Annotated in this window: 11 protein-coding genes; 2 read left to right on the top strand and 9 right to left on the bottom strand. The window is 43.8% G+C overall.

Going from position 1 to position 14,881, the window contains the following annotated elements:
• The 8 genes from LGZ99_RS16405 to fdnG form a co-directional block, all read right to left on the bottom strand.
• Window positions 1-316: adenylosuccinate synthetase (locus tag LGZ99_RS16405; RefSeq protein WP_262979351.1), on the bottom strand; the 316-nt coding region annotated here is incomplete at its 3' end.
• Between the two features lie 209 nt (window positions 317-525).
• Window positions 526-1,188, bottom strand: a complete 663-nt coding sequence (locus LGZ99_RS16400; protein WP_036840648.1) for an HAD family hydrolase — start codon at window positions 1,186-1,188, stop codon at window positions 526-528.
• A gap of 2 nt (window positions 1,189-1,190) precedes the next feature.
• Entirely contained in the window at window positions 1,191-2,399 is a 1,209-nt protein-coding gene (locus LGZ99_RS16395) for a phosphoribosyltransferase (RefSeq protein ID WP_036840645.1), read from the bottom strand.
• A gap of 2 nt (window positions 2,400-2,401) precedes the next feature.
• On the bottom strand, window positions 2,402-3,178 hold the full coding sequence (locus LGZ99_RS16390; protein ID WP_036840642.1) for a HisA/HisF-related TIM barrel protein: 777 nt from the start codon (window positions 3,176-3,178) through the stop codon (window positions 2,402-2,404).
• A 615-nt stretch (window positions 3,179-3,793) separates the two neighbouring features.
• Window positions 3,794-5,116 carry an SLC5/6 family protein gene (locus LGZ99_RS16385; protein ID WP_036840641.1) on the bottom strand — a complete coding sequence of 441 codons (1,323 nt, stop codon included), beginning with the start codon at window positions 5,114-5,116 and terminating at the stop codon, window positions 3,794-3,796.
• Between the two features lie 648 nt (window positions 5,117-5,764).
• Entirely contained in the window at window positions 5,765-6,406 is a 642-nt protein-coding gene (gene fdoI / locus LGZ99_RS16380; RefSeq protein WP_021323211.1) for a formate dehydrogenase cytochrome b556 subunit, read from the bottom strand.
• On the bottom strand, window positions 6,406-7,332 hold the full coding sequence (gene fdxH, locus LGZ99_RS16375) for a formate dehydrogenase subunit beta (protein WP_021323210.1): 927 nt from the start codon (window positions 7,330-7,332) through the stop codon (window positions 6,406-6,408). Before fdxH ends, fdoI begins: the two co-directional genes overlap by 1 nt.
• A gap of 12 nt (window positions 7,333-7,344) precedes the next feature.
• Window positions 7,345-10,392, bottom strand: a complete 3,048-nt coding sequence (gene fdnG / locus LGZ99_RS16370; protein ID WP_072008872.1) for a formate dehydrogenase-N subunit alpha — start codon at window positions 10,390-10,392, stop codon at window positions 7,345-7,347.
• A 560-nt stretch (window positions 10,393-10,952) separates the two neighbouring features.
• Here fdnG and LGZ99_RS16365 point away from each other — a divergent pair.
• A complete protein-coding gene (locus tag LGZ99_RS16365) occupies window positions 10,953-12,428 on the top strand; it encodes a Fic family protein (protein ID WP_262979350.1) in 1,476 nt (491 codons plus the stop codon).
• Window positions 12,429-12,543: 115 nt separating this feature from the next.
• Here the strand turns inward: LGZ99_RS16365 and pepT are convergent, their stop codons facing one another.
• Window positions 12,544-13,797, bottom strand: coding sequence for a peptidase T (pepT, locus tag LGZ99_RS16360; RefSeq protein WP_036840634.1), 1,254 nt, complete (start codon window positions 13,795-13,797; stop codon window positions 12,544-12,546).
• A gap of 393 nt (window positions 13,798-14,190) precedes the next feature.
• On the opposite strand from pepT, the gene LGZ99_RS16355 reads away from it, so the two are divergent.
• The gene (locus tag LGZ99_RS16355) at window positions 14,191-14,862 is read left to right on the top strand and encodes a CsgG/HfaB family protein (protein WP_023043642.1); all 672 of its coding nucleotides are present in this window, start codon (window positions 14,191-14,193) and stop codon (window positions 14,860-14,862) included.
• Window positions 14,863-14,881 lie beyond the last annotated feature (19 nt).

The following is a 14,881-nucleotide window of genomic DNA, read 5'->3' as shown; positions in this document are numbered from 1 at the left end:
CATGTAATGGTAAAACGATATGGCATCGGGGGTCGATAAATATATTAGAGTTAATGTTTTCTTTTTGTATAAAATCAATCTCTCTAATGAGTATCGGCAAGCTGATTAAAGCTCCTTGACATATATACAAATTTTTTTCATTCAGTGATGAGGGTAATTGGGAAAATGATCCTCTTATGTTCCCACATTGTACACTGTGGCCGGCATTTGCTCCGCCATTAAATCTGGCGATGTTATTTGTGTTAACAGATAAATAGTCAACAAATTTCCCTTTTCCTTCATCTCCGAATTGTAGCCCAACGACAGAAATTAACATAAATTTATTCCTTTTATTTATGAGGTTAGCATAGATAATAGTTAAACTTTATCTTTAATCATTTATTTGAAAAATATGAAGTGGCCCATTTTAACTTGGTGTGTTAAATGGCTATTCATATGTTGTTATTAATCATTTGTTTTTAAATGACCAAACAGATTTCTTCTTATTATGGTTATTTTGGACAGTTATTTTTAATAAATTCCTTTTTACTGTTTATATACCAGAGAATCTGCTATTAATAGTGCTTCGCTTAAGGTATCAACAACGGGAACACCTGCGGTTTCAAGACTTATACGGCTGTGGGTTCCCCCGGTATAAAGAATGGCATGGGTACCTGTCGCTAATGCCGCAATTGCGTCATCAGTAGCGTCACCAATAACCACACTTTGTTCAGGAGAAACATTGAGTTTTTTTAGATGACCCGCCAATTGCTCTGATTTGCCGGTTGTTAACAGTGGCGTATTTCTTCCATCTACCTGGGTAAAGAATTTGCCAATACCATGATTATCGAGCATAGGTACTAACTCATCATGTTGCATCAATGAACATAATGATTGAGTTGCCCCTGTTTGATACCGGGAAGCAAGGAGCTGGCTCACGCCTTGAGTTAAACTGGCTTTCTGAATCCCTGGCCGATAATGGAAATTAAACGTCTTCCCGATCACTGACCATTCAGAAGATGATGGTTCACGTCCAATCACTTGTTTATAGAAAATTTGCACTGGAACACAATAATATTCCCGATATTGTTCTAAGGTCAGAGGTTCAATACCAATTTCTGCGAGTGCAAAATTGGTTGCACTTAATGAGACATTGACATCATTAAGCAATGTTCCATTCCAATCCCAAATAATATGTGCTGTTGCCATAATCAATTATTTCCCTTTTCTAAATTAATTTTCCGAGCAGAACATTCAGGGCATTGATGTGCCAGAGTCTTAAATGCATCTATTAGCTGCTCACAATTCAACGCTGTTTGTGATTTCAGATTTGATAGAAAACGCAATAATTTTGTTGCCCATGTTGAGTCTGCCAGGGTGTCATGAAGGACAGATAACAAACTGTATGAATAGGCGACCCAATCCGCAGTGGTTGTATGAGCGTATTTACCATCAGTTAAGAGCTGGTTAACCAAACTGTTTAGTACCCGATGATGTCTGAAACACCAAGGTGTCAATACATCTAAAGTTTCCGGGCTGAATACACGATCAGGATGCCCATAAGTACGGGTACGTAATAGTTTTTCCCAGTGCAGTTCGACGGCTCGTGCTTTCGGACGTTGCCCGGTTTCCGCTATCACCAGGTTGATCGCCTGACGTAAGGTATCGCCTGTTCCACAATTATCATCAATAATCGTCACTGTTTGCCCAGACGGAATGTCATGTCCCCACAGACGATTGCTCTTATTAGATGCATCGTCGTAGCGTGAAACTTTCACTAAATTTAAATCGCTGCCCCATGCTGCCGCGGTTACTGCCGCTGCCGCCGCGCCTCCCAACATAATGCCAACAACCGGGGAGTTTGGGCATGCATCAATTTGTGCCGCGGCTAAGGTTAACAGGTGATTATCCCCTTCAATATACGGTCTGGGCACTTTGTGTTCCGAAGAAAACGGCAATTTCAGGTCACGGATTGAAGAGGGTGAAAAAGTGAATGCTGTGCCTGTCAGTGTTGAGCTGACGACTTTAGAGCACTGTTTGATCCCATCAATGAACGGCACGATATCTTCGTTAACAATCTGCGGAGAGCTTAATAAGCTATCAATAACTCTGAGCAACTTTGCCAGGATATGATCGGCTAATATATATTTTGATGGTGTGGCGCACAGCTCATCTGTACATTGGAGTTGAGTGATGTGCTCCGCGTAATCTTTCGCTGTAGCCAATAGCTCCCGGCAAGATTTTTGTTCGTAATAGGCAACGCCGCGGGAACCGACGAATTCCGATATCTCTGTAAGTAAGCCCGGAAGCGATACTACTTCTTTCGCTAAATAGCCTGCTTCAGGTATGCCGCGTAACTCACCCAATAAACCAATAGCGCGCAGATCCAAATCAGGAGATAAAGAGAACGTCCCGGACATATTCAACTCCTCGGCGATTGCGTTGCGGCAAGGGCATCTTCAAGAGAAACTTTACCGATATGTAAAGCCTGACCAAGAATTGCACCTTCAACACCGAGAGTATACATGTCCGCCAAAGCACGCAGATCATCTATGCTTGATACCCCGCCGCCAGCAATCACTGGTGATGAAGTTTGCGCACAGACTTCACGTAATAGGGTGAAGTTTGGTGAACTCATCATACCGCCCCGCTCAACATCGGTCACGACGTAGCGCTGACAACCTTGTTTATCAAGGCGTTCAAGTACATCCCAGAGATTGCCATTGTTTACATTCCATCCGTGGGTTGCCAGTTGATAACCTTCTGATGTGCTTCTTACATCCAGAGCAATTGCGATTTTATCGCCATGTTCTGCAATAGCACGGGCACACCAATCTGGTTTTTCTAGTGCCGCGGTTCCCAAATTAACTCTCTGGCATCCGGTTGCTAATATTTTGCTCAAAATCGCTTCGTCTCTGATCCCACCACAGACCTGGACATGAATATCAACTGCGGCGATAACATCAGCAATCAAATGGCTGTTTGAGCCTCGCCCTGATGCAGCATCAAGATCAACAACATGTATCCATTTCGCCCCGGCATTTTGCCAGGCCAGAGCGACCTCTACCGGGGTACCTAAAGGTCTCCGTAATGTTGAACTTTCACCACGGGTTAATCGAATCGCAGAATTCGATGTCATCGCTATGCCGTCAACAATATCAACAGAGGGGAAGACCTCAAATGTTTCCTTACTTATCATTGGATGCACCTAAATAATCCCAAATATATAATTTATAAATTAATAACAATATGTTACTAATTCAATTATAGGTTGTAACTTAATTAACAGAAATTTTTCTTGGTTCTTTGAAAATGAACGGATTAATTTAATGGTTTAAGTTAATCGTTCATAATCTCAATAGTAATGAAAAGAAAAAATTTCTCAATATAATTATAACGAATTTGATAACTTAGATGGCTTTATTCAGTTGCTGAATCTCATATTTAATTAATAATTTACTTAATAAGAGTTTGTTTTTCATTGAAAAAATATAAGTTCGGTTGAAATATGCAGGGAATCAACTCTGACTTTATTTCAAATAGGCAAATTGATTTACGATTAATCAAGATAATGATCAGCTAAAGATAAGTTAATTCTGTTGGTTGCTTTGTTTATTTATATTCATGCATATTATGACAGACACCTATTTCATCATTGATATTAATATAATTCTAAATGTATAATATGAAATAATCTTATTAGAAAGATTAATTATAATTGAATTTTATTATCAAGAATTAAAACACAGTGTAATTGAGTAAATGCAGTCTGTTACCAGACTGCGATTCACTTAATTAATATTTTTGTTTCAATTCAGGAAAATGCCAACAATGGTGAGATACACAATAGAAGTCCGGTAAAGATAATCAAGACCAGAGATATTCCTTTATATTTGTGCAACGTTGGTACTTTGTAGACCAAATAAGCGGGGATCAGGCAACCGACCATACCAAATATTGGGCTACAGATTGAAGTAAAACTCAGTACCGGTGCATTCAGAATAATCGCTCCCCAAGCCAGTAGAATAGCGAAAATCATGATGCCTTTTTGTACCCAGTTTTTATTGATTCTTTCTGCTGGCATGATACGCGCCAGAATATTCATCACCATGCCCTGGGTTGCTTCACGAAAGCCAAGATAAACGCCAAAGAAGGCGGTCATCACAGCAAAGATATTCAGCAAGACACTAATAACCGTTACCCAGCCACCGGGGAAGAATTTTGCCGCAATCGCCAGAGCAGAGATATTTTGTTCATAAGCTTGAACCGCTTCATCATGTCCCATTGCTAAGGTGAATGAAACTGCATAGAAGAAGACCGTACAGAATAGGACGCCAAAGGCAATATTCATCGCTCTTAATGCTTTATAGCGGGCAACTTCACGATTTTTCTCGTGATGGCGGTAAGAGATAACCATTGGGCTTAAGGTTTGAATAAACAGAATGGAAGTCAGAGTAAATGGCAGCGTAATGATCGCCTGTTTTATCAGCGTTCCTGCTGGTGGCAACGCGCCGATATTATATAAGTGCCACATGCCTATCATGGATAAACCAAGTACCGCGACGACAAGCAGTTTAGACAGCACCATAAAGCTGGATAATTTGAACAGGAGTCGCTCACCACTGGATGAAAGCGCAACCAGAATACAAATCAGTACCAGCCCGTAGAGAGGATTGTCAGATAGCAGACCTTCAGTGACACCGAAAGTTTGCAGATAGGAAGCGCTGTCATTGGTGATGGCTGTTGAGTAAACAAACATCCAAATGACCAGCATAACAAAGTAGAGCGCACCCAGCAGAATGCCCCAGTTTTTACCAAGATAACCGCTGATAACGCTGGGATAATCTTTACATTCGGTGGATTCTGCCAGTGTGTTGATAAACAGACGTTGGAACAGGTACATCGCCGGATAACCGATCACCGAGGATAGCAGGAAAACCCACAATCCCATTAAACCAACCTGAACCGGCAGGAAGACAATACCGGCGCCGATTGCCATGCCGATACTCATGATGACCCAGCCAACATCAAGATTGTCGAACTTGATAGCTTCCCGCCATTCACTTTCAGTCATGTTTGCCCGCTTTGCCGCAGGAGAATCTGCGACCATGATATGGTTATTTTTTGCCGTTTCCATAATGGCTCTCGCTTATTATTTCCGTTAAAAATGTAAGTGTTATAGGGAAGAGATACAGCATGATAATGCAACAACCCTATTTTTTGAGATTTGTATATATACCCAATAGATTTCAAGTTGCAGCGCGGCGGCAAGTGAACGCATCCCCAGGAGCATAGATAACTATGTGACTGGGGTAAGTGAACGCAGCCAACAAAGCAGCAACGTGAAAGATGAAGGGTATAGTCAGTGTATTTCACTATGCAACTTGATTCGTCAGTAAGAAGGTAACGGGATAACATTTTCGCGTTACAGAATAATCGATCAGGTATAAGTGAAAAATAGAAATTACTTTTTAATGACATAAATTGATAAATCATAGTGAAGTATTGCAATTAACTAATTTTAATTTCTTTTTATTCTGTTATAAACAGAGAAAAGAATAAAATTGAGTAAAAAAACCAACAATTATAAAAATAATTGTAAGTGGCTTTCACATTAGATAGTTTAAACAGGGATAACAGAGTAAGATAATGACTTATGTCAATTAAATATAAAATAGCAAAATGTTTCACTACCAATATCGGACATTATTGCAAATAAAGAACCATGCCGGAATATCTCTGTCAGTTAATGGCATGGTTCAGGTAAATTCAGCAGGAAATTGAGCTAGGAGTTTTTCTCTTCCTGCTGCTCTTTTTGACGAATTTCTCTATACCAGCGAGGATGATGTTTCTTTGCCCAGCCGCGGGTTACCCAGCCTTCCACCATCGATCGGATAGAGCCTTTTACCCAAAATGCGGCATAGGCATGTATCATAATCAGCAGGATCAGACCAACTCCGGCCAGAGAGTGCACCAGAAGTGCAAACCGGATCAGCGGGATGGAGAAAAAGTCGGCAAAATAGGGACGCCAGATAATCACACCACTGATAGCCAGTAAGATCAGACAGCCACTGATAGACCAATAAATGCCTTTTTGACCCAGGTTATATTGGCCGATATCGCCGGTTTCCTCATTTCTCAGGATCTTATGGATGTTTTTCAGCCAGACAATGTCTTCTTTGTCGATAAAGTTATGTTTGAAATATCTGAAAAACATAAAGATAAACAAGAAAAACATCATTGAGCCGATAAACGGGTGTAATATCCGCGCTAACTGAGGTGTGCCGAAAATATTCATCAACCAGTTAAAGGATGGGAAGAAGAACCCCAATCCACTGATAGCAGTAAACAGAAAACAGAGCACCACTGACCAGTGATTCACCCGCTCAATCGGTGAGTGGCGGAGAATCGTATCTTTCTTTTTCATCACAACTCCTCCCGATTAGCTGATTTTGCCGGTAACTCATCATCCTGACGGGCATGTTCTTCGTCTTCTTCGCTGGTGCGGTTTGGACCAATGCCGACATAGTGGAAGAGACTGGCGGCAAATGTCGCGGCAAAGCCCACCGCGGCCAGTGGTTTCCAGATACCTTTCCAGAAAGTCACGGTTGGGCTGATGGTCGGATTATCCGGCAAGCCGTGATAAAGCTGCGGTTTATCCGCATGATGCAGGACGTACATAACGTGCGTGCCACCAACACCTGCGGGATCGTATAACCCCGCGTTCTGATAACCACGGCCTTGCAGTTCAGTTACCCGTTCGGACGCCAGATTTTTCATATCTTCTTTGGTACCGAAATGGATTGCCCCGGTCGGACAGGTTTTCACGCAGGCAGGCTCCTGGCCGACACCAACACGGTCAACACACAGAGTACATTTATATGCCCGGTTGTCTTCTTTATTGATCCGCGGCACGTTGAACGGGCAACCCGCGATACAATAACCACAGCCGATACAGTGCTCTGACTGGAAGTCCACAATGCCGTTCGCATACTGGATAATCGCACCTTCTGACGGACATGCTTTCAGGCAGCCCGGATCAGCGCAGTGCATACAGCCATCCTTGCGGATAAGCCACTCCAGTTTGCCGTGCTCTTCCACTTCAGAAAACCGCATCACAGTCCATGATTTAGCGGTCAGATCGGTTGGATTATCATAAACACCGACGTTAAAACCCACTTCGTCACGGATATCGTTCCATTCTGAACAGGCCACCTGACAGGCTTTACAACCAATACAGGTGGTAACATCGATCAATTTTGCCACTTCTTCCTGATGATCACGCACACGAGGTGCCGGGGTAAAGGAATGGGTGGCGGATTTACGAATAATGTCTTGAGATTGCATTGCCATAATTCGCTCCTGTTAGACCTTTTCCACATTCACCAGAAACGCTTTGTATTCTGGTGTATGCGCGTTGGCATCACCCACGGAAGGTGTGAGAGTGTTTGCCAGAAAACCTTTCCGGGCAGCCCCGGTGAAACCCCAATGGCAAGGAATACCAATGGTTTCAACTTGCTTACCGTTAATGGTAAGTTGCTGAACTCGTTTGGTGACAACCGCTTTGGCTTTGATAAAACCGCGTTTGGAAGAAACTTTGACTTCATCTCCCTGAATAATGCCTTTTTCTGCCGCCAGCTTTTCACCGATTTCAATAAATTGTTCGGGCTGAACCACAGCATTAAGCTGAGCGTGTTTTGTCCAGTGACGGAACAGTTCGGTAATGGAATAAGTTGTTGCGACATAAGGGAATTCATTTGCTTCTCCCATATAAGCAACATCGGAAGGAAAGATGCGGGCAACCGGGTTGGAGATCACATTCGGATGGAGTGGATTGGTGCCGATAGGTGATTCAATCGGCTCGTAATGTTCAGGGAATGGCCCGTCAGCCATTTTATCAATGGAAAACAGGCGGGCTACCCCTTCTGGCTGCATGATAAACGGCCCGACATGAGTTCCCGGAGCGGCATTGCTGTAATCAACAACATCAAAGCCACTCCATTTGCTGCCATCCCATTTGATCAGCTCACGGTTCGGATCCCACGGCTTGCCCTGTGGATCAACCGATGCTCGGTTGTAGAGCACCCGGCGGTTTTGTGGCCACGCCCACGCCCAGCCCGGAGTACAGCCCAAACCGGATGGATCTGAGTTATCACGGCGGGCCATCTGGTTGCCTTGTTCGGTCCAGCAACCGGTGTAGACCCAACAGAAACTGGATGTGGAACCATCATCTTTCAGTTGAGAGAAACCGGAAAGTTGCTGACCTTTTTTCAGCATGATATTGCCGTTTTCGTCTTTAATATCCGCTAATGCTTTACCGTTAGCTTCACGGGCAATCTCTTCCGGTGTCGGATCTTCAGGATTTTGGTAATCCCACGACAGATTCATAATAGGATCGGCATAAGCACCACCTTCTTCACGGTAGAGTTCACGCAGACGCATCAGCAGCTTGCCAAGAATTTTACCGTCGTGCAGGGCTTCTCCCGGTGGATGAGCACCTGCCCAGTGCCATTGCAGCCAACGACCTGAGTTAGCAATCGATCCGTTTTCCTCGGCAAAACAGGAAGAGGGCAGGCGGAAAACTTCGGTTTGAATATCCGCCGGATTCACATCATTCATCTCACCGTGGTGCTGCCAGAAGTTAGATGATTCTGTGACCAGTGGATCGATCACCACCAGATATTTCAGTTTTGATAGTGCTCTACTTGATTTATTTTTATCCGGGAATGCCGCCAGCGGATTAAAACCCTGAACAATGTAACCGTTCATTTTGCCTTGAGTCATTAATTCGGCCTGAGTCAGGATATCGTAGCTTTTATCCCATTTAGGCAGCCAGTCATAACCCCAGTCATTTTCTGCTGTGGCGTGTTCGCCCCAGAAACCTTTTAACAAGCTGATAAAGAAGTTTGGTGTATTTTTCCAGTAATTAACCTGATTTGGTACCAGAGCTTTCGGTGTGATTTGCGCCAGATAGGTTGCCAAGTTCTCCTGTTTTTCGCTCGGCAGAGGCAGATAACCGGGCAGGTTAAGCGACAACAAACCAAGGTCACTGTAGCCCTGAATATTGGAGTGACCGCGCAATGCGTTAACACCGCCGCCCGGCATTCCCACGTTACCTAACAGTAACTGAACCATTGCAGCGGCACGAATAATCTGAGCACCACCGGTGTGGTGAGTCCAGCCCAGTGCATAGAGAATGGTTGCCGTGCGGTTAGTGACCGAGGTACTTGCCAGTTGAGAACAGATATAGAGGAAATCCTCTTTTGAAGTCCCACACAGATTAGAAACCTGTTCCGGGGTATAACGTTCAACGTGATTTTTCAGTAAGTTCCATACACAGCGTGGATGAGACAAAGTGTCATCCCGTTTGGCATAACCCTGTTCATCGGTTTCGTAATGCCATGAAGATCTGTCATAGCTTTTGGTGGCTTGATCAAAGCCGCTGAATAAACCGTCTGTAAACTGATAATCTTCACGGACAATCAAACCCGCATTGGTGTAAGCCCTAACATACTCAGACTGGATTTTGTTGTTGAGCATCAAATAGCGGATCACACCCAGTAAGAACGCGGTATCTGAGCCGGCACGGATCGGCGCGTAAAAATCAGCTACGGCGGCACTGCGATTGAAACGCGGATCAACTACAATCACTTGAGCATTGTTTTTGATTTTTGCTTCAATCACCCATTTAAAACCTACCGGATGCGCTTCAGCGGCGTTTCCGCCCATGATCAAAACAACGTTAGCGTTTTTGATATCGACCCAGTTGTTGGTCATGGCTCCACGGCCAAATGTTGGCCCCAGGGCCGATACCGTCGGGCCGTGGCAGAGGCGCGCCTGACAATCAATGGCGATCATGCCCATTGCGCGGGTGAATTTCTGATCGAGAATACCGGTTTCATTACTGGCAGCGGAGGAGCAGAGCATACCCGTTGTCAGCCAACGGTTGACAGTGACATTGTTTTCATTCTTCTCAATAAAGTTGGCATCACGGTCATCTTTCATCAGACGGGCAATACGTTCAATCGCTTGATCCCAACTGATGCGTTGCCATTTATCAGAACCTGGAGCACGGTATTCGGGATAATGAAGGCGGTTTTTACTGCGAATATAATCAAGCACTCCAGCCCCTTTCGGGCACAGAGAACCCCGGCTGACCGGATGATCCGGATCACCTTCGATATGAAAAATGCTTTCTTTGGCGTTTTTCGCACCATCACCCAGGCTGTACATCAGAATGCCACAGCCAACGGAACAATAAGTGCAGTTATTACGAATTTCACGCGAGCGCAGTAATTTGTACTGACGAGTTTCAGCCAGCGCAATGGCAGGAGCAAATCCCAGCGCGGCGACTGTTGTTCCCGCCATACCACCTGCGCAGATCTTGAAGAAAGCTCTTCTGCTAACTTGCATCGGTCTTCTCCTTATTTTTTTGAATGACGACATTGCTTTACTTCTGATGCAATAACGCCTTGACGAATCAGGCGAAATTGCTTTCATAGCCCGGCTCGTTTTTCATTCAAAACATTCCTGGGTATCGCGGAGAACCCACTGCATTGATGAGTTATAAACTACCTGAGGTTATCATTATCCATAGTATCATAAAGCGTATTATGTTTCTAAATATGGATAAAATAGTTGTAATATGAGCAATAATGTTAATTTAGATTTATTATTATGTTATGAAATTATTAGTGGCAAGATTACGATATATTTGCGTCAGAAGCTCGTGTTCCAGCGCACGCCAAACCCCCTTTGTTTACTGAATCTTAGCGCAACGGCTAGAAATGCAAGAGCGTAAAAGCTAGAAATATAAGATCATAAAAGCTATAAATGTAATAGCGTAAAAACTAATTTTGCATTCTCATAACAGCTAATTATTAAGCATCTGGCGGGGAAAAAATATGGCAAAAACTGGAAACGAAAGGTTAGCAGAAGCACTGAAGGCGGCGAGTAATGCGGCTGTGGGCAATGTGCTCAACTCCAGATCAATCACTGATAAACAACGCACTTTTCTCGTCAAGAAAGGCTATCTTAAGCAAATTATCAGGGGGTGGTATCTCCTGGATGCAGACCTCACGACTGAGAAAGCTGGCGACTCAGTGCTTTGGTACGAGTCTATTTGGTCGTTTGTAGGGCAATACGTTGAAAGTATCTTCGGGGATGATTATTGGCTGAGTCCAGAAGCCTCTCTCGACTTGCATACCGCAAACAACGCCTTATCAAACCAAGTGATCGTCTACACCACAGACACGACGCCGCGCACGCTTAACCTGCCTAATAACATGAGCATGGTGATCATTAAGGGAAGAATTCCCTGTAAGACTGCCAAGGTGAACGGTATTAATGCTCATTCATTGGAAAGTGCACTAGTTGAAACTGGCCCACAAACCTTCAGAGCTAATCCCTTGAATATTCAATTGGCGCTCCAGAATGCTGATCTGAGTTTACTTTCAGAGGCGTTGCTGACAACCAAGAACCTTGCATCGGGAAACAGGTTAATTGGTGCCTATGAACAGTTAAAGATGAAAGCCGAAAGCCGGAAACTACAAACCATCATGGAGGGAGCCGGTTTTGAAGGCGTTAAGCGGGTTAACCCGTTTGACCATGCTCCGATAATTGTCGGTGCTGGTCGGGGAGAATCCCCAAGCGCAGTTCGTGTGCGGATTCTGTGGCAGGAGATGAGACAGGATGTGATTGAGGTGTTTGATGGCTTCCTACCCCCTTTTGACTTCTTTGTGCGCTCAATCGAAGAGACGCACGCGATGATGAGCAGTCTCTACGTGAGCGATGCCTACAACTCGCTATCTATCGAAGGTTACAAAGTTACGCCAGAGTTAATCGAGCGCTTATCTAATGGTGACTGGTCGCCGGATACCATCCAAAGGGATAAGGAACAAAAGGACGCACTGGCTGCCAGAGGCTATTACGATGCTTTCAATAAGGTCAAAGAGTTGCTGCATGAAGCGCATGAGGATAGGGAGAACCTAGACATCCGTTATCTGGTCGATGTTGGCCTGACTGACTGGTTCACGGCATTGTTTAACCCCTGTGTGGATGCCGGAATTATCAACAGGCTGGATTTGGCGGGATTCCGGAAAGGGCCGATCTATATCCGTACTTCAATGCATGTACCGCCAGCCAGCGAGCAACTAATGGATTGTATGGAAATACTGAAAGAGCTGATCGCTAATGAGGAATATTTTGCGGTAAAGGCCATCTTGGGTCATCTTTTCCTGGGTTACATTCACCCGTTCCCTGATGGTAATGGCCGCACTGCCAGATTTTTAATGAACTTCTTGCTGGTAATTGGTGGATACCCCTGGACGGTGATTAAGCTTAGACATAGAACGCAGTATCTATCAGCGCTGGAATCGGCTTCAGTAGGAAGGAACGTGAGGCCATTTGCGGAATTTGTGAAGCAATCCATGCAGGAGATAGCCGGGTAGCACTTGCTCCCGACCGTGGTTAACTGCCCCCAAAAAAACTTGGGCAGTTTAACCAGACGAGTTGTTCGATGTTTATCCCCAGTAAATTATTCTGTCAATATCGAGAGGATTGGCATCATATATCCGCTCCTGGAGCAAACCGGGCTGCGGTTAGTACCACTATCGTTTTCACAACTTCGCTGGCCGTATACAAGGATTTCACCGGCAAATATTCATAAATTGAATGGAAATTATGCGCGCCGGTAAAGAGATTCGGGCAAGGTAAACCTTTCTGGGAAAGAACGGCGCCATCATAGCCGCCGCGCATGGGAATTGGGCTGGGGGTAATACCACATTTTTCATAAGCGGCAATAGCGATATCAATTGGATAACGGTTTTCCCCTTGCAGGCTATTGTAAACGTTGGTGTAACGAGCAGTCATCTTGAATTGCACACTGCCTTCTCCCCACAGGGCGGCACAGCTATCTGACAGATTTTTCAGGAACGTCATCCGATGTTCATAACCCGCTTCAGTAAAATCACGAACATCCAGTCTCAGCGCAGTACGGGCGTTGTTTCCTTGTATCTGTTTTACCCAATAATAACCTTCCCGGCCTTCGGTATATTCAGGGGCCTCACCGCTTGGCAACATGGCAATGTATTTGTGTGCCATCAGCAGTGAGTTTTTCAGTTTGCCTTTAGCAGACATTGGATGTGCCGGTTGTCCGGTGAAGATAATTTCTACATCACCGGCATTCCAATTCTCATAAACCAGTTCACCAATCCCTCCGCAATCAAGGGTATAGGCAAAATCGGCACCAAATGCATTGACATCAAAAGCTTTTGCACCCAGCAGCCCTTGTTCTTCATCAGGAACAAAACCCACTTTTATTGTGCCATGTTTAACATCAGGATTTTGCTGGAAGTATTGCAACATGTTCACAATGGCGGCCAGAGCAGCTTTATCATCTGCACCTAACAAGCTGGTGCCGTCAGTAACAATAATATCGTCACCAATGTAGTTTTCTAACTCAGGGAATTCATTTTGGCGCAGGTAAATATTTAGCTCGTTGTTCAGGCATAGATCTCCGCCGTTATAGGGTAAGACTTGAGCCTTGGTATCATTAGTCAGCTCGGCACTGGTGTCAAGGTGACCAAAAAATGCGATCGTCGGAACGAAATAGTCAACATTGGCGGGCAGAGTTGCAGTGACAATTGCGGTATCTCGCACAATAATATCCTGTAATCCCAGTTGTTCGAGCTCTTTCCCTAATTTTTCAGCTAATACCTTCTGACCTTCCGAGGAAGGCATAATACCTGCTGCCCCTTGCTTGCTATTGGTGGTGGTATTGATTTTGGTATAAGAAATAAAACGATCAACAATATTCATGTTTTTCTCCATTATGTTTGCTATATACAGAAATATGCCTGTTTTACTTGTTTAACTTAATTAATTTATTATTTTTGAGCGATATTCAACCATCAACAAATAGATGTTTTTGATATCAAATGCCAATAATTTAATTAACAGTATAAATATTAATAAAATATTTAAAGTATAATTTAAGTTAATGTAATTTTATTCGCTGGGGAAATAAAATTTAATAATGAAAGTGTGATGTAATAAATAGTTTTTTATCTTTTTAGCATAAAATGCTGGTCACACCGCTCAGGTTTATTCATAATAATTTCTGATGTAAATAAATCTTTAATGGAATGTGTAATCTGCCTGTTTTTGTATTTTAGGCGGATAGACTAATCATTTTTTGTAGGAATAGGTTTTATGCAGAGTAAGTTGGTTTTATCTTCAATTTGTTTGGCTTCGGCAATATTATCAGGGTGTGCAACTGAGTCTTCCAATACCGTTCAGGTGCAAAAAGTAAATTCTTATAACACCGTATATCAAGGTGTTCGTAGTCCAATTGCTATCGGTAAATTTGAAAACCGTTCCAGTTATCAAAATGGGATTTTCTCTGACGGCGTTGATCGTCTCGGTAATCAATCTAAAACGATTTTAATCACACACTTACAGCAGACCGGACGCTTTACCGTTCTGGAACGTACCAACATGGCGGAACTGAAAGCGGAAGCGGGTTTACAGGGTAAATCACAGAAGCTGAAAGGTGCTAGCTACGTTATTACCGGTGATGTGACTGAATTTGGCCGCAAAGAAGTCGGCGATCATCAATTATGGGGCCTATTGGGGCGCGGTAAATCACAAGTAGCCTATTCTAAAGTCATGTTGAATGTGGTGAATGTGGAAACTTCTGAAGTGGTTTTCTCTGTGGCAGGCGCAGGTGAATATAAATTATCCAACCGTGAAATTATCGGCTTTGGTGGGACTGCCAGCTATGATTCCACGCTGAATGGTAAAGTGTTGGATCTGGCAATTCGTGAAGCAGTAAACAGCTTGGTTGAAAATATTGAAACTGGTGCATGGAAACCTTCTAACTAAGAAATATAGGGATATATTC

This window comes from Photorhabdus temperata, from assembly GCF_025384845.1.
Lineage (GTDB): Bacteria > Pseudomonadota > Gammaproteobacteria > Enterobacterales > Enterobacteriaceae > Photorhabdus > Photorhabdus temperata.
Note: the sequence above shows the minus strand (reverse complement) of the source record. Positions and strands in the feature narration are given on the sequence as shown.